Annotated in this window: 14 protein-coding genes; 5 read left to right on the forward strand and 9 right to left on the reverse strand. The window is 65.2% G+C overall.

The features are described 5' to 3' along the window. Positions 1 to 87: 87 nt before the first annotated feature. The 5 genes from F4Y38_00800 (at position 88) to F4Y38_00820 (ending at position 5,872) form a co-directional block, all read left to right on the forward strand. Positions 88 to 630: an LLM class flavin-dependent oxidoreductase gene (locus tag F4Y38_00800; protein ID MXY47814.1), complete on the forward strand. Its 543-nt coding sequence runs from the start codon at positions 88 to 90 to the stop codon at positions 628 to 630. 128 nt (positions 631 to 758) lie between these two features. After that, entirely contained in the window at positions 759 to 1,853 is a 1,095-nt protein-coding gene (locus F4Y38_00805) for an LLM class flavin-dependent oxidoreductase (protein MXY47815.1), read from the forward strand. Positions 1,854 to 1,885: 32 nt separating this feature from the next. Beyond that, positions 1,886 to 2,950, forward strand: coding sequence for an LLM class flavin-dependent oxidoreductase (locus tag F4Y38_00810; protein ID MXY47816.1), 1,065 nt, complete (start codon positions 1,886 to 1,888; stop codon positions 2,948 to 2,950). 36 nt (positions 2,951 to 2,986) lie between these two features. Then, positions 2,987 to 3,793 (forward strand): creatininase family protein, encoded by an 807-nt coding sequence (locus F4Y38_00815; protein ID MXY47817.1) that lies wholly within the window; start codon positions 2,987 to 2,989, stop codon positions 3,791 to 3,793. A 30-nt stretch (positions 3,794 to 3,823) separates the two neighbouring features. Then, positions 3,824 to 5,872 (forward strand): SpoIIE family protein phosphatase, encoded by a 2,049-nt coding sequence (locus tag F4Y38_00820; GenBank protein MXY47818.1) that lies wholly within the window; start codon positions 3,824 to 3,826, stop codon positions 5,870 to 5,872. A 66-nt stretch (positions 5,873 to 5,938) separates the two neighbouring features. Here the strand turns inward: F4Y38_00820 and F4Y38_00825 are convergent, their stop codons facing one another. The 9 genes from F4Y38_00825 to F4Y38_00865 form a co-directional block, all read right to left on the reverse strand. After that, on the reverse strand, positions 5,939 to 8,437 hold the full coding sequence (locus F4Y38_00825; GenBank protein MXY47819.1) for a hypothetical protein: 2,499 nt from the start codon (positions 8,435 to 8,437) through the stop codon (positions 5,939 to 5,941). Next, positions 8,434 to 9,240: a protein-L-isoaspartate(D-aspartate) O-methyltransferase gene (locus tag F4Y38_00830; protein MXY47820.1), complete on the reverse strand. Its 807-nt coding sequence runs from the start codon at positions 9,238 to 9,240 to the stop codon at positions 8,434 to 8,436. The genes F4Y38_00825 and F4Y38_00830 overlap by 4 nt, the downstream gene beginning before the upstream one ends. A gap of 64 nt (positions 9,241 to 9,304) precedes the next feature. After that, positions 9,305 to 10,429, reverse strand: coding sequence for a galactonate dehydratase (dgoD, locus tag F4Y38_00835; protein MXY47821.1), 1,125 nt, complete (start codon positions 10,427 to 10,429; stop codon positions 9,305 to 9,307). Next, positions 10,290 to 10,868, reverse strand: a complete 579-nt coding sequence (locus tag F4Y38_00840; protein ID MXY47822.1) for a hypothetical protein — start codon at positions 10,866 to 10,868, stop codon at positions 10,290 to 10,292. The genes dgoD and F4Y38_00840 overlap by 140 nt, the downstream gene beginning before the upstream one ends. 88 nt (positions 10,869 to 10,956) lie before the next feature. After that, positions 10,957 to 11,679 carry an NAD(P)-dependent oxidoreductase gene (locus tag F4Y38_00845; GenBank protein MXY47823.1) on the reverse strand — a complete coding sequence of 241 codons (723 nt, stop codon included), beginning with the start codon at positions 11,677 to 11,679 and terminating at the stop codon, positions 10,957 to 10,959. A gap of 17 nt (positions 11,680 to 11,696) precedes the next feature. Then, positions 11,697 to 12,992, reverse strand: a complete 1,296-nt coding sequence (locus tag F4Y38_00850; GenBank protein MXY47824.1) for an aspartate aminotransferase family protein — start codon at positions 12,990 to 12,992, stop codon at positions 11,697 to 11,699. Positions 12,993 to 13,008: 16 nt separating this feature from the next. After that, a complete protein-coding gene (locus F4Y38_00855) occupies positions 13,009 to 14,058 on the reverse strand; it encodes an aminotransferase class I/II-fold pyridoxal phosphate-dependent enzyme (GenBank protein MXY47825.1) in 1,050 nt (349 codons plus the stop codon). Between the two features lie 12 nt (positions 14,059 to 14,070). After that, positions 14,071 to 14,946, reverse strand: coding sequence for a 4-hydroxy-tetrahydrodipicolinate synthase (locus F4Y38_00860; GenBank protein ID MXY47826.1), 876 nt, complete (start codon positions 14,944 to 14,946; stop codon positions 14,071 to 14,073). A 9-nt stretch (positions 14,947 to 14,955) separates the two neighbouring features. Then, a complete protein-coding gene (locus F4Y38_00865; protein MXY47827.1) occupies positions 14,956 to 15,567 on the reverse strand; it encodes a nitroreductase family protein in 612 nt (203 codons plus the stop codon). Positions 15,568 to 15,611: the final 44 nt, after the last annotated feature.

Below are 15,611 nucleotides of genomic sequence, written 5' to 3' on the forward strand. Positions count from 1 at the left end.
TCCAGATGATTAAGACCCTCTGGAACACCGATCCGCCCTACGACATCAACGGCCGTATCTGGCAGGTGCACGTGGGCCGGGAAGTCCGTGCCCGTGATCATGCGGGATTCGGCCGGGACCCGCATCGCGGGCCAGAAGGGCTATTCTCCCTTCAGCCACCACATGGTCGCCGCGAACGTGCTGGCGAACCACTGGGAGACCTACGCCTCCGGCGCACAATCCGCCGGACAGGAGCCGGACCGGCGCAAGTGGAAGATCTCCCGCAACATCTTCGTGGCGGACACGACGAAGGAAGCCCGCGAGAAGGCACGGAACAGCTCGCTGGGCAAATGCCTGGAATACATCATGAAGCTCACGGACCTGGGACCGGGGCGGGCGTTCTGGAAACGGGACCTGGACATGCCCGACTCCGAATGCACCCTGGACTACATGATGGACGAGCAGGTCATCGCCGGCGATCCCGACGAGTGCGTGCGGCAACTGCACCGCATGATGGAGGAGACGGGGGAGTTCGGCACATTCATCATGACCGCCCACGACTGGGACGACCGCGAGGCCTGGATCAACAGCCTGGAACTGTTCGCGAACGAAGTCATGCCGAGGTTCAACCGGTCGCTGGGCTACGCCTGAGCGCGCCGGGCGGATTTCGCAGGATCACGCGCGGAGCGGTGTCTATACATTGCGAGGGTTAGATTCAATGCGCAGGGTGTCTACACTGTAGATACAACGAAGATCCAGCAACCTTGTCGGAGTCCAGTATGAAATACGGCATGTTCATCATGCCTTTCCACGATCCGGATAAGGCGCCGGCCCAGTGCTACGACGAAGACCTCGAACTGGTGGTCCTGGCCGAGGAGATGGGCTTTTCCGAGTTCTGGATCGGCGAGCACCACACCCACCAGTGGGAGAACATCGCCCTGCCCGAGGCCTTCATCGGCAAGGCCCTGGCTCTGACCGACACGATCCGGCTGGGTACGGCGCCCACCTGCCTGCCCTACCATCACCCGGCCCACGTTGCCACGCGCCTGGCCTTCCTGGACCACCTGTCCCACGGCCGCCTGAACCTGTGCTTCGGTCCGGGCAGCGTCTATCCGGACATGGAGCTCTTCGGCATCCACGACCCGGCGGTGAACAGCGCCATGGCTGAAGAAGCCGCCGAGATCATTCTGCAACTCTGGCAGCAGGACCCGCCGTACCGGTACGACGGACGGTTCTGGCAGATCGGACTGGAGCATTGGGTCGACCGGGAGTCGCGCCTCGGCATCCTCCAGAAACCTCTTCAGCGGCCCAATCCACCCATCTGCGCACCGGCCATGAGCATGAACTCGGGCACCATGAAGCTCGCCGGACGGAAGGGGTGGGCGCCCATCAGCAGTAACCTGATCGCAGGCAACGTGGTGGCGGACAACTGGAAGGTCTACGAAAAGGCGGCCCTCGAGGCGGGCCGCACGCCCGACCGGGCCGACTGGCGCGTCTGCCGCAGCATCTACGTGGGGGACGATCCGGAGGAGTCCAGGAGACGGGCCTGGACGAGTTACCTCGGGCGGTTCTTCGATTTCCTCGGCGGGGTGCTGGACAAGGGCGAGGGGCAGGGGCCCGGCCGCAAGTTCTTCAAGCGCGATCCAAACATGCCCGACGCGGAGTGCGACAGGGACTTCTTCCTGGGCGAACAGATCATCCACGGCGACGTGGACGAAGTGGTCCGGCGCCTCAACGGGTTGCTCGAGGAAACGGGCGAATTCGGCACGCTGATCCTCATGGCCTACGACTGGAACGACGCGGAGGACAAGGCCCGCTGGCTGCGCAGCACCGAGCTGTTCGTCAACGAAGTCATGCCGGCGCTGAACGACTGAGGCGGCGCTCACACTACAATGGAGATTATGACATGAACCACGGCATGTTCATCATGCCCTTCCACGACCCGGTGAAGCCGGCGGCGCAGTGCCACGACGAGGACCTTGAACTCATCGTGCGCTGCGAGGAACTGGGTTTCACCGAGTTCTGGATCGGCGAGCACCACACCATGAAGTACGAGAACATCGTCCTGCCCGAGGCCTTCATCGGCAAGGCCCTGGCCATGACCCAATCCATCCGCCTTGGCACCGCGCCGACCTGCCTGCCCTATCACCACCCCGCCCATGTGGCCAGCCGGCTGGCCTTCATGGATCAGCTCTCCCACGGGCGGCTCAACCTGTGCTTCGGCCCGGGCAGCGTAACGACGGACCTGGAGCTCTACAAGATCGATCCGAAGCTCAACAGCGCCATGGCCGCCGAGTCGGCGGAGATGATCCTGCAGATCTGGAGCCAGGACCCGCCCTATCACCTGAAGGGACGTTTCTGGGAGATCGACCTGGAAGAAAACGTGGACCGCGACACGCTGATCGGCTACATCCACAAGCCCCTGCAGCAGCCCCATCCGCCCATCTGCGCCCCCGGGATGAGCATGAATTCCTCCACCATGAAGCTGGCGGGCGAAAAGGGATGGTTTCCCATCAGCGCGAACATTTCCCCCGGTAACGTCGTGGCCGACAACTGGCGGGTGTACGAGCAGGCGGCCCTGGATGCCGGGCGGACACCCGACCGGAAGGACTGGCGCGTCTCCCGCAGCATCTTCCTCGCCGACAGCAAGGAGGAAGCGGCGCGGAAAGTGCGCAACAATTCCCTGGGACGGGGCTTCGAATACCTTGGCGGCCTCTTCGACCAGGGCCTGGGGCGTAAGATGCTGAAGCGGGACCCGGACATGCCGGATTCGGAGTGCAACCTGGACTACCTGATGACGGAACAGATCATCCACGGCGACGTGGACGAGGTCGTCCGGCGGCTGGACCTGGTGCGGGAGGAAACCGGCGACTTCGGCACGTTGATCCTCATGGGGTACGACTGGGACGACAAGGATTCCTGGCTTCGCAGCATGGACCTCTTCGTCCACGAAGTAATGCCGCGCATGTAAGACTGAGCACCACGCCGCACCGCCAAAGGAGCACAGATGAAGGGCCCACGCCTCCCCTACCGCTACGATCACTACACCTGGGTCGAACTGAAGGAGAAAGTCGAGGAGCAGCCCGCCGTCATCCTGCCCGTCGGATCCACGGAGGACCATGGCTACCACATGCCCCTGGACGTGGACACCTTCCTGGTGAGCAGCGTGTGCGACGGCGCCGCGAAGCTCATCGCGGACGAAGTGCTGATCCTGCCAGCCCTGCCCTACGGGTTCGAGGACCACCACATGGACTTTCCCGGGACGATCACCGTGCGGGACGACCACCTGCAGGACTTCGTCGTGGACATCACCCGGAGCGTGGCCCACCACGGATTCCGGAAGATCCTCATCGTCAACGGCCACGGTTCCAATGCCACTATCCTGGAGACGGCCTCGCGGCGGACGGTCATCGAGACGGACGCCCACTGCGGGACGCTCAACTGGTGGAGCGTGGCCCAGTCGAAGCTTTGGGAGATCGGCGACTCCGAGCTCCAGTCCCACGCCGACGAGATCGAGACCTCGGTCTACCGCTACCTCAACGACGACGCGATCCAGATGGACAAGGCGGTGCGGGAGGTGAAGATCCCCGTGTCGAAGTACTACTGGCGCGGCTGGATCCGCGGCAAGGGCGCTTCGCCCCTGCGCATGATGGACCAGTGGTCACGGATCTCCGATTCCGGCGTCATCGGCGACGCCACCGTGGCCACCGTGGAGAAGGGCGAGGCACTCTACCGTGCGGCTTCCGAGGAACTGGCCGGCCTGATCCAGGAATTCCGCGCACTGCCCATCGAGCCCCGGGTGGACCGGCACTGACGACTTGCCCAATCCCTGGAGTACCTTTTCATGAACCGCGCCGCTCGCATAGCTGCACGCATCGCCTCGCGATTCGGGTTCGCCATCCTCCGGACGCTGAAGCGGCTGGCCCCGGATACCTGGATGAAGCGCTGCATCTATGCGGGACTGGTCCTGGCGGCCGGGGTCTTCCTGGTCCTGGGCACCTGGCAGGGTGTGGTCACCTGGCTCGGCTGGCCGGCCATCGCCCTCCTGGCCGCCGGCGTTTTCTACTACACGTGGAAGGCCTTTTCGTGGCTGCGGGACCATCTGCTGTGGAAAGTCCGGAACCGTATCATCGTCGTTTTCCTCTTCGCCGGTATCGCGCCCCTGTGTATCGCCTCTTCGATCAGCATACTCGTCGGATGGCTCTGGATCGGGACCCTGGGTACCAACCTGGTCACCCGCCATATCGAAGAAACCGTCGACCGACTCGATCATATACCGGTCGATTTGCAACTGGCCCTGCTGAGGACGGCTTCGGAGAACATACCGTCTTACGCGGGGATCTTGGACGAGATCCTGCGGGACAATCAGGACCTTACCGGCCTGTCGATCAGCGTATTCGAGGATGGCCGCCCGGTGCTTGCTTCTGCCCCCTTCGATACGCCCGAACCCCTCCCGGACTGGCTGCTCCGGGAAGACCATTTCGCAGAAGTTGTATTCGACAGCCTGTCCGACGGCCTCTCCGCGCTGTCCTTTCGCGCCGGCACCGCGATCGATATCCGAGGACGGAACCTGTACGTCCTCTCCTACAAGCCGCTGGGGGAGGAATACCGGACCAAAATATGGGAGGAACTGGGCACGCAAGTCGCGTTTCGGTCGGGGCCGGTCGATTTCGAAGAGGTCACTGTCTATGAGTCTCCGCCATCGGAAGTGGAAAGGTCCCGGTTGCCGCTCCTGGGAGCGCTTCACGTGCCGTGGGCCGCTACGTTCTCCGTCAAGTCCTGGAATTCGGGAGAGCAGACCGTGGCGATCCTGGGCCTGGATCTCGATCCGGCACACATCTTCGAAGCTACCGTCACCGGAGACATGCTGCTGTCCGGTTTTCCTCCGCTGTTTTTCGTCGTCATCGTCCTGTGCGCGGTATTCGTTTGCTTCGAACTGATCTCCTTCATGATCGGGCTGCTCGTCTCGCGGCGGATTACCACGGCGGTGCACGGGCTGTACGAGGGCACGGAAGCCATTCGCTCGGGCAGGACGGACTTCCGCGTGGAAGAAAAGGCGCGGGATCAGCTGGGTGAACTCGGTCGTTCCTTCAACACCATGGCGCAGAGCATCGAGATACTGATGGATGAAGAAAGAGAAAAGGAGCGCATCGAAACTGAACTGTCCATGGCCCGGGAGGTGCAGGCCCGTTTCATACCCAACGTACCGCCGCAGCGGGGCCCGCTTGAACTGGCCGGCGCCTGGATCCCCGCCCGTACGGTCAGCGGCGACTACTACGACTTCATCGAACACCGGGACCGGATGCTGGATATCGTGGTCGGCGACATCTCGGGCAAGGGCATATCGGCGGCGCTCATGATGGCCGGTCTGCAGGCGTCGCTGCGGTCCCAGGCGCTGGATCCCGCGCTGGAAGGAAGCCCGGACCGGCTGTCCAGGCTGATGTCCCGCCTCAACGTCTACCTGTGCCACAGCACGGCGCCGGATCGATTCGCCACGGTGTTCATCTGCAGCTACCACATGGAGACGTCCCGGCTCAACTACTGCTGCGCCGGGCACAATCCACCCCTGCTGCTGCGCAACGGCAGCGACAATGTCGCGTTGCTCGAAAGCGGCGGTTACCCGATCGGGTTGTTTCCTGAAGCGGAATACGAAGATTCCTCCGTCAGCGTCGATCCGGGGGATCTGTTCGCGGTCTACACCGACGGTATCACGGATGCGCTCAACCGGGAGGAAGAGGACTTCGGGGAAGCGCGTCTGCACCGGGTCCTTTCGCGGAACCGCGACCGGTCCAGCGAGGAGATCCTGGAGCGGATCCTCGCCTCCGTCCGCGACTTCTCGCTCGGTGTGGAACAGTTCGACGACCAGACCGCCGTCATCGGCCGCGTGCGCTGAGTGCGTCGTCGACCTGTTTTAGCCGAAACCGGGCTGCCGCGCGCCGCTACTCAACGCCGTGCGCCGCTACTCAACGCCGTGCGGTGCCCCCCTTACCGCCGCGCACGCCGCGACGACATAGCAGGCCGCCGCCGCCGTTACCGTGAGCACGAATCCCCACTGCATGGCGAGGATCATGGCCAACGGCGAGGCCAGGACGGAAGCGCAGCCGTTAACGCCCCAGGCCCAGGGAACCAGCGCGGCGGACCGCGCCCCGAACCATCGCAGCCCCAGCGGGAAGGGCAGTCCCATGGCGAAGGCCAGGGGTGCGATGAGGACGAGCACCGCGGCGAGACGGATTCCCAACGGCCAGGCCCCTCCGAACAGCGCGAGGAGGATCAGGCCCGTGAACACGGGTATGGCCAGGACCGCCGGCATCATGGCCAGCCTGCCCAGTGAAACGCCGGGCAACTTGGCGATGCGATCCGCCGCCAGGCTTCCCAGGCCCGAGCAAAGCAGAAAGCCTCCCACGGTGGCCGCGCCGCCGAGCACGGGATCGCCCAGCAGGCGCTGGATGCCCGACAGAAAGGCGATTTCCAGCACCAGGTAGGCCAGCCCGATGGAAAGAAAGTACACCGCGGCGATCGACCGTCCGGACGCCTTTCGGATGTCGGAGCGGAAAACGAAGGGCAGCAGTATCAGTACCAGTCCCGCGCACGTAACGATGACGGCGGTGGACAGAACGAATATAAAAGCCAGTTCCGACCGCAGCAGCCACCCCGCTCCGTAGGTCCGCCGGAAATCGGGCAGGGCGCCAAGCTTTCCGAAATTGCCGAAGAAGGGGCGGTCGTCGGTGGCCGGCCGGACTTCGAAGGGCCATTCGTCGAAGAACCGGGCGGTTTCATTTCGGTCCCCGGACAACAGGCTACGCATCACGTGGTACAGGTAGTCCCCGTCTTGCCCCGGTGGTCCGGGGAGTTCGTCGGGACGGTTCAGTTCGCCGGCCGTTATCCCCTCGAAGTACACCGGGGTCAGGTTCCGCTCCGCGGCCAGGTCCCGCAGCCGGCGAATCTCCCCGACCCGCCAGGGTCTTGGCCGGACCATGGTGCAGACGCCCAGGAAATCCCGGACCATGGCGATGTGCGCGCCGGGGCGAGCGATCCCCGACTGTTCGAGAGCGGCAATGACCGTCGCCGCGATCTTCGCGTTGTCCCGGGGCGGCAGCTGTATCCCGCGGGACAGGTGGAGGATGCCGTTGGGTGACAACCGCCGCAGGGCGGCCGCCATACCCTCCACTGTCATGAGATGATCCTGGTTCAGCCCTTCCAGGCCGCCCGCGGCCGCCGACCAGGATTCCATGCCCGCCAGCTGGATGAGATCGAAGGAACCCCGCGTCCCTTCGAGGAAGGCCCGGGATTCCACCGGATGGAGCGCGACGCCCGGCAGGCCGAACACCATGCCGCCTTCGTCCTCCAGGGGACCGGCCAGGAGGTCCGACAGCACCCGGTTAGGCTGCACGACGTCTACCGCGGCGGCGCCGTGCCGCCGGGCCAGCCAGATGTTGCCACCGCCGACCTCGTCCAGCAGCAGTACCCTGGAATTGGAAGGGACCAGTCCATAGGGCAGGGCCATGAGCGTGCCGTCCAGCGCCGCCGCCTGATCCGGCCGGTCGATGCGCAACAGGGAGCCGGCGCGGTGACCGTCCACGACGATCGACGCCATGGACGGCGGCACGCGCTCGTCGGTCATGAAGGCCATGTCGTGGAAGGCATCGCTGCCGAACGCCTCCACGACCCCCGACGGACCGACGGCACGGGCCAGTTGCTCGGCCTGCCCGTCCGCCTCAAGGCGTTCCACATAGGCCAGGTACTTGTCGTCGTCTACGCGGATGGAAGGGGGATAAAACAACGCCAGCAACGCGCCGGCCAGCACGGCCAGCACGGCCAGCACGGCCAGCACACTCGCGGAAACCGGTCCGGCGCTCCACGCCCGCCGGTCGCCGCGGTATGCCGCGGCCAGGACCACGGCCCCGGTCATGTAGCCCAGCCATGCGGGTTCCACGAAGTACAGGCCGATGGTCACGCCGACCGCGCCGGACGCGCTGCCGATGAGGTTCGACGCGTAGACCGACGAAAGCCGTTCACCGGCGGACATCAGTGCCAGTCCGATGGCGGTGGCGCCCAGGGCGAAGGGGACGGTCAGCAGGGCCCAAAATACTGCCCACCAGGCCAACTGCCCGACGACCAGGCCGGGCAGGAAACGGCCGGTCACGGGCAGAAGCTGCGCGGCCTGGAGCATGAGGGGAATGGAGACGGCCGTGAGCAGGGCCAGTACCGGAAGGGCCGTATGCCGGTGCCGCAGGAGGTAACCGCGCCACAGCGACAGGATGGCGCCGCTCATGCCGAAGCCGAGGAGCGCGATGGTGATGACGAGGAAGGCGAAATGGTACCAGCTCGCGTACTGCAGGACGCGTATGAGCCCGATTTCGAAGGCGATGACGCCGCAGGAAACCAGGCCGGCGGCCCGTACGAGATAACCTGCCGGAAAATCCTCGGGCGTATCGGTGGTTTCGGTTCGCGACGTCACTGTTCGACCCGGCCGGTCATGGGCACGAAGCGAACGGGCATCACGGTGCGGGAGGTGCGCTCTCCTTCCGCCGTCTTGCGGACGACGACGAGCCGCTGCACACCCGTCATCTCGCCGATGGGGATGACGATCCGGCCGCCGGGCTTGAGCTGGGACCACAGGAGCGGCGGCAGATGCCCGGCCGCGCAGGTGACGATGATGGCGTCGTAGGGCCCCGCCTCCGGCCACCCGTAATAACCGTCTCCGTGGCGTGTCTGAACGGCGTCATACCCCTCCTCGGCGAGCAGTCCTCGGGCCCGGTCCAGCAACGGTTCGATGATCTCCATGGTATACACGTGGGGCGTAATGTGAGCGAGCACGGCGGCCTGGTAGCCCGATCCGGTGCCGATCTCCAGTACCTTTGAAGCCGGACCGATCTCGAGTAACTCGGTCATGTACGCCACGATGTAGGGCTGGGAGATGGTCTGCCCGAGGCCGATGGGCAAGGGCGTATCGTCGTAGGCGATGCGCCGTGTCTGCTCGTGGACGAACACGTGGCGAGGGGCGTCCATCATGGCCCGGATTACGGCCTCGTCCGTGACCATGGGTGACTTGTCCAGGATCACCTCGACCATGCGTTCCCGCTCCCGCTGCCGCTCATGGACGGAGCGGGGCTGCGGCGGCGTCCAGGCCGTGTCGGCGGCGGCCAAGGTGGAGGCGGCCGCGGTGTTGGAGGTGGCGGCGACCTGTACGTCTCCGCGGCGGCCATCGGGATCCGCGGTCGACGCCGAGGACTCCGGCTCAGCCGCACACGCCAATAGCATGTATCCGCAAAGCAGCGCTGAAGTCAATAGACTGATTGCACCTGGCATATGCCTCCGTCCCCGTTCAGATATCGGAATAGGACAGGTCGTCCGGATCACGGCGCATGTTGCGGAGCGGCCAGGAGTCGGCCGTGTTGGCCGCGAGGCCTTCCTCCGAGATCTCTATGCCGAGTCCGGGCCCCTGCGGCAGCTCGACGAAACCGTCCTTGAACACCAGGGGCTGGGTGAAGAGCGTGTCGCCGCCGCCACCGCCGTATTCCTGGATCAGGAAATTGGGCGTGCCGGCCATGGCCTGCAGGGACGCGGCCACGCCCACCGGATCGGCGGCGGAGTGGGGCGCCATGGCCACGTAATGAACTTCGGCCAGGGCCGCGATCTTCTTCATCTCCAGGATCCCTCCGCAGTGGCGCACGTCGGGCTGGAGAATCGCGGCGACCTTCTTCTCCACCAGTTCCCGGAACCCCCATCGGGTCGTGTTCCGCTCGCCGGTGGCGATGGGGATGGTGGTGGAGCGGGTGATCTCGAGCAGGGCGTCGACGTTCTCCGGATGGGCGGGTTCCTCCACGAACATCGGTTTGAGGGGTTCCAGTTCCTTCAGCAGGCGTCTGGCCATGGCCGGACTCACCGCCCGGTGGAAATCCACGGCCACGTCGACCTCCGGTCCCACGGCTTCGCGGATCGCGGCGACGCGGGCGATGATGCGCTCCATGGCCGCCGGCGTATCCACGAAACGCACCGGATCGGGAAAGGGGGTGCACTTGAGCGCGGTGTACCCTTCCGCCACCCGTGCCCGGGCATGTCTCGCGTATTCGTCCGGCGACGGGCCGCCGACGGACGCGTAGACCCGGACGCGATCCCGGCAGGAACCGCCCAGCAGCCGCCATACCGGCATGTCCAGCGACTTGCCGAGGATATCGAGACAGGCGTGCTCGATGCCGCTCAGCGCGGAGAGCAGGATGGGCATCTGGCGGCTGTAGCTCGAACGGAAGAGTGTCTGCCAGTGGTCCTCGATCTGCCGGGGGTCGCGGCCGCGGAGGTAGTCTTCCATGTCATGGACGGCCCGGGTAACCGTCCGGCCGTGCTCGTAGTTCATGGGCGACCCGTAGCCCACGAGTTCCGAATCGGTATGCACCTTGAGCAGCAGGCCGCGCTGCTTCAGGGGGATGACCTCGAACCGCGTGATCTTCATGGGTACTGCCCACTCCCGTCGTATCTACTTTCACCCGTGCCCGGGCATGTCTCGCGTATTCGTCCGGCGACGGGCCGCCGACGGACGCGTAGACCCGGACGCGATCCCGGCAGGAACCGCCCAGCAGCCGCCATACCGGCATGTCCAGCGACTTGCCGAGGATATCGAGACAGGCGTGCTCGATGCCGCTCAGCGCGGAGAGCAGGATGGGCATCTGGCGGCTGTAGCTCGAACGGAAGAGTGTCTGCCAGTGGTCCTCGATCTGCCGGGGGTCGCGGCCGCGGAGGTAGTCTTCCATGTCATGGACGGCCCGGGTAACCGTCCGGCCGTGCTCGTAGTTCATGGGCGACCCGTAGCCCACGAGTTCCGAATCGGTATGCACCTTGAGCAGCAGGCCGCGCTGCTTCAGGGGGATGACCTCGAACCGCGTGATCTTCATGGGTACTGCCCACTCCCGTCGTATCTACTTTGTATACACGCCAATGGAACACGCCGGCGGAACACGCCGCCGGAAACCCGCTGTCGCCTTATCCTGTCGCCACCGGCCGCCTGTAGAACCGGTGGGGATTCGTCCGGGGTTCGTAGCCGAGGATGCGCCGGGCCTTGTGGATGGTGTACTTGCCTTGCTGCAGGTAGCTGCCCATGTTGAAGGCCTGGAAGAAGTCCGGCACCTCCTCGATCTCCAGGGCCAGCCGGCAGGCTTCCACCAGGTCGTCGTAGACGATGGTGAAAGGCGGATGGTCGGCGTTACTGACCGGCTCTTCGGGCATCGGGCCCAGTCCGTTGAACTGGTAGCACACGGTGTGTATCCGGTACTTGCGGGCGTAGATTTTGCAGATCTCCATGGCCAGGTGCTTAGTCAGCATATAGTAAGCTGTTCCCGGTGCCTGCGGCACGTCGCCGATGTCGTGGTCGTGGAGATAGCCGGGGATGATGATCTCCGGACCCGTGTGCAGGATCTTCTCGATACCGAGTTCCGCCGCCGCCTTCATCACGTGCCAGGCGCCCCGGACGGACACGGCGAAACTCGCCACCGGATCCTGCCGGACCACGGTCCAGTTCATGATCGCGTCCATGCCGCGGGCGGCTTCCAGCACCTGCCCGTATTCGCCCATGTCCACGTGCATGATGGGCTTGCCGCCGGGATGGGGACGGATATCGGCCAGCAGCAGGTTGTAATGTTGTTCCAGGCCGGGGATGATGAACGGCGCGATATTGCCGGAGGCGCCCAGGAGGAGGACGTTTTTCATGGTTTTGCTCCTTCTGTTCAATCCATTTTCGCGATCACGTCCCGCAGCACCTCTTCCGCCGACTCCAGGAGCCGGTCGATGTGGCCGTCCGTGTGCACGAGGGACAGGTAGATCTTCTCGTAGGGACTGACGAAAAGCCCCCGCTTGATCAACTCGACGCCGAAGACATAGGCCTTCTGCTTGTCGGCGCGGAACATGGAACCGTAGTCGACGATCTCCCGTTCGCCGGTGAACAGTACCTGGAGCACGGGGCCTTCGCCGCCGACGAGCAGGGGGATCGAATGCCGCGCGCCCATGGCCGTGATCTCCCGGGTGATGCGGTCGCCCATGGCGAAGAGCCGCTCGTAGGTCCCGGGCCGTTCCAGCACGTCGAGAGTGGCCAGTCCGGCGACGGCGCCCACGGGATAGCCGTTGAAGGTGCCGGAGGCGATGACCCGCTTCGGATCGTCCGCCGGGCGCCAGCCGTTCATGACGTCCATCACGTCGGCCCGTCCGCACATGGCGGCCAACGGATAACCGCCGCTGATCGTCTTGCCATAGGTTGCCAGGTCGGCGGTTACGCCATAGCGTTCCTGCGCCCCGCCCCGGGCCATGCGGAAACCCGTGACGATCTCGTCGAAGATGAGGACGATGCCGTACCGATCGCACAGTGCCCGCATCGCCTCGAAGAAGCCCGGCCGGGGAAGGATGCACCGCTGGAGGGGCTCGATGACGATCGCGGCGAGTTCCCCGTGGTGGCGTTCCACGACTTCGGTGGCCCGTTCCGCGTCGTTGAAGGGCACGGCAAGCATGTCCGCCGACCAGTTCCGGGGTATGCCGCCGCCGTCCGGCAACGTGCCGGGGTAGGCGCCGGGATGCAACGTCCGCGCCCCGTGCAGCGCCGCATCGCTCACGCCGTGCCAGCCCCCCTCGAAGCGCAGGCAGCGGTCGCGGCCCGTGAAGGCCCGGGCGGCCCGCAGGGCGAACTGCATCGATTCGGATCCGGTGATGACCAGGCGGACCTTCTCCCCGCAGGGCGAGGCGTCGGCCACCCGTTCGGCCAGCTCGATCGCCGGTTCGTTGAGGGCCATGAAGGTCGTCCCGCGCGCGACCTGACGAGTCACCGCCGCCACTACTTCGGGATGGGCGTGACCGAGGATCATCGGGCCGGACCCCAGGAGAAAGTCGATGTACGACCGGCCCGCCGTATCGTATATGACCGCGCCCTCGCCGCGGGTCACGACCAGGTTGGCTTCGGGCGGCAGGCGGAATTCCCCGTTCCCTCCGCCCACGAAAACCCGTTCGGCCCGTTCGATCAATGCGGTCTGCGACATGCGTTTCCCTCGAAAGTCAGCGCCCGTCGGTCCTCACGGCCTGCCTGTTGTCGATCAGGATACCCTCCAGCGCCGATATGAACGCCTCGTTCGCCTCAGGAAGCCCCACGCTGACCCGGACGCTGTGCGTAAGGCCGAAACGGCTGCCCGATCCCACGAGTATGCCCCGGTCGGCCATGCGCGCCGTGAGCTCGTCGGCGGGGACCGGCGTCCGGAAAAGCACGAAGTTGCCTTCACTCGGCCAGCAGGCGACGCCCAGCCGGTCGAAGGCCGCGTAGAGCGTTTTCTTGCCCTGTTCCGCCAGCGCCACGGATTGCGCTACGTGTTCCTGGTCCCCGATGGCCGCGACAGCCGCTTCCATCTCGAGCGAACCCAGGTGAAAGGTCCGGCGAAGTCCCGCCAGGCGTTCCACGAAATCGGGACGGGACATGACCACGCCGACGCGAAGGCCGGCCAGCCCGTAGACCTTCGAAAAGGAGTGGAGGACAATCACGTTGCTCCCGGCTACGGCGTCGGCGGGCGAATCCGGATAGTCCGGATGGGTCACGAACTGGTGGTACACCTCGTCGGAAACCACGGTCACGCCGCCGGGCAGGCCCCGGTGAAGCCGGTCCATGTCGTCCCGGGTAACGATGGAACCCGTCGGATTGTTGGGATTGCCCAGGTAGACCAGGCGCGTCCGCGCCGTCACCGCCTCCATGACCGCGGCGGTCCGGACGCTGAAATCCTCGCCGTCCAGGGGTACGTCGACGACCTTCGCGCCCTGCCACGCGGCGGTCCGTTCGTATACGTGGAACGTGGGCCCGCAAACAATCACCTCGTCGCCGGGCGCCAGGAAGACCCGGGCGATGAGGTCCAGGGCTTCGGAGCCGCTGTAGGTCGTGAACAGGTGCGCCGGCGTCACGCCCCTGCCGTAGAACGCCGCGAGGCGGTTTCTCAGCACTTCATCGTCCCTGGGCGGATAGAGGCTGAGGCCGGCCAGGTGAGCCTTGATCCGGTCCATCACCAATGGAGAAGGACCGAGCGGGTTCTCGTTGTAATGCAGTCGGTAGGGAGTATTCGACATATACGTGACCGGCTAGCCGATCAGCCCGTAGTCCGCCAGGATCCCGCGCAGCTTCTCGCGGTTCGGTTCCGACAACGGGGCCAGGGGCAGCCGGACTTCGGGACTGATCTTGCCCATCATGCCCAGGGCCGTCTTGACCGGCACGGGATTGATCTCCATGAACACGGCGTCGTTGAGCGTCATCATGTGGTAATGGAGTTCGCGCGCCTCCAGCCACTTGCCCTCCTGGACCAGGTTGTACAGCCGCGCCACTTCCGCCGGCATCAGGTTGCCCGTGGCGCTCACGAATCCCGCCCCGCCGATGGCCAGAATGGGATAGCAGAGCAGTTCGATCCCCGAGTATACGAGGAAGTCCCGGCCCATGCGGTGCAGAAGCCGGTTGATGTGCTCGAAATCCTTGTTCGACTCCTTGACGCCTATGAGATTGTCGTTGGCCTCTTTCAATCGCGCCACGGTATCGATCTCGATGTTGACGGCCGTGCGCCCGGGGATGTTGTACAGGATGACCGGCAGGTCCACGCATTTGGCAAGGGCGTCGAAATGACGGAAGATCCCTTCCTGGCCCGGCCGGCTGTAGTACGGCGCGATGAAGAGCAGGGCGTCCGCGCCGTTCGCCTGGGCGAAGCGGGAAAGCTCGATGGACTCCTCGTGGTGGGTGGATGCGCTGCCCGGCACGAAAGGTACCCTTCCGTCCACCGCCGCAGCCGCGGTGCGGATCACTTCCTTGCGCTCTTCGAGGGACAGCGAACCCGGTTCGCCCGTCGTCCCCTGCACCGACACGCCATGGGACCCGCTTCGGATCTGCCATTCGACCAGGCCGGCCAGGCCGTCAAGGTCCAACGATCCGTTTTTGAAGGGTGTAACCACCGGTACGATCGACCCGCGCATTCATCCTCCTTAAATAAACGTAGCGATGTCTTCGAGCGGTTTCTTCGTGATGACCGGCACTTTCGCGTCCTCCGCCGGGTAGCCGACGACCAGGAGCAGGAAGGGCCGTTCGTTGGCCGGCCTGCCCAGTAGGCGGTTCAGGAAATTCATGGGACTCGGCGTGTGGGTGAGCGACGCCAGGCCGGCCTGGTGCACCGCCGCGATCAGCATGCCCGTGGCGATACCCACCGATTCCAGGGCGTAGTAGTGCTTGACGTTGCGGCCGTCGGGCAGCACGCCGTGGCGCTGGACGAAGATCGCGATCAGCCACGGCGCCGTTTCCAGGAAGGGCTTGTGTTCGTCGGTACCCAGCGGGGCCAGGGCGTCGAGCCACTCCTGCGGCGCTTTCTCGCGGTAGAACTGCTGTTCCTCCTGCTCGGCGGCGACCCGGATCTTCGCCTTGATCTCCGGGTCGGCCACCGCTGCGAAATGCCACGGCTGCATGTTCGCGCCGCTCGGTGCCGTGCCGGCCGCAAGCAGGCAGTGATCGATGACCTGCTTCGGCACGGGCCGGTCGGAGAAATCGCGGACCGTTCTCCGCCGGCGAAGCTCCCGGTAGTACGCTTCGGCCCGCTGCTTCATCTCTTCGGGCGGATACTCCCGGTAGGTCGACAGGGATTGAAAAA

The organism is Gemmatimonadota bacterium (assembly GCA_009838645.1).
Lineage (GTDB): Bacteria > JAAXHH01 > JAAXHH01 > JAAXHH01 > JAAXHH01 > JAAXHH01.

Excerpts from the sequence above, each read along its gene's own strand:
- F4Y38_00805 (MXY47815.1), top strand. The coding sequence starts at position 759 with ATGAAATACGGCATGTTCATCATGCCTTTCCACGATCCGGATAAGGCG.
- F4Y38_00810 (MXY47816.1), top strand. The coding sequence starts at position 1,886 with ATGAACCACGGCATGTTCATCATGCCCTTCCACGACCCGGTGAAGCCG.
- F4Y38_00815 (MXY47817.1), top strand. The coding sequence starts at position 2,987 with ATGAAGGGCCCACGCCTCCCCTACCGCTACGATCACTACACCTGGGTC.
- F4Y38_00820 (MXY47818.1), top strand. The coding sequence starts at position 3,824 with ATGAACCGCGCCGCTCGCATAGCTGCACGCATCGCCTCGCGATTCGGG.
- F4Y38_00830 (MXY47820.1), bottom strand. The coding sequence starts at position 9,240 with ATGCTATTGGCGTGTGCGGCTGAGCCGGAGTCCTCGGCGTCGACCGCG.
- dgoD (MXY47821.1), bottom strand. The coding sequence starts at position 10,429 with ATGAAGATCACGCGGTTCGAGGTCATCCCCCTGAAGCAGCGCGGCCTG.
- F4Y38_00840 (MXY47822.1), bottom strand. The coding sequence starts at position 10,868 with ATGAAGATCACGCGGTTCGAGGTCATCCCCCTGAAGCAGCGCGGCCTG.
- F4Y38_00845 (MXY47823.1), bottom strand. The coding sequence starts at position 11,679 with ATGAAAAACGTCCTCCTCCTGGGCGCCTCCGGCAATATCGCGCCGTTC.
- F4Y38_00850 (MXY47824.1), bottom strand. The coding sequence starts at position 12,992 with ATGTCGCAGACCGCATTGATCGAACGGGCCGAACGGGTTTTCGTGGGC.
- F4Y38_00855 (MXY47825.1), bottom strand. The coding sequence starts at position 14,058 with ATGTCGAATACTCCCTACCGACTGCATTACAACGAGAACCCGCTCGGT.
- F4Y38_00860 (MXY47826.1), bottom strand. The coding sequence starts at position 14,946 with ATGCGCGGGTCGATCGTACCGGTGGTTACACCCTTCAAAAACGGATCG.
- F4Y38_00865 (MXY47827.1), bottom strand. The coding sequence starts at position 15,567 with ATGAAGCAGCGGGCCGAAGCGTACTACCGGGAGCTTCGCCGGCGGAGA.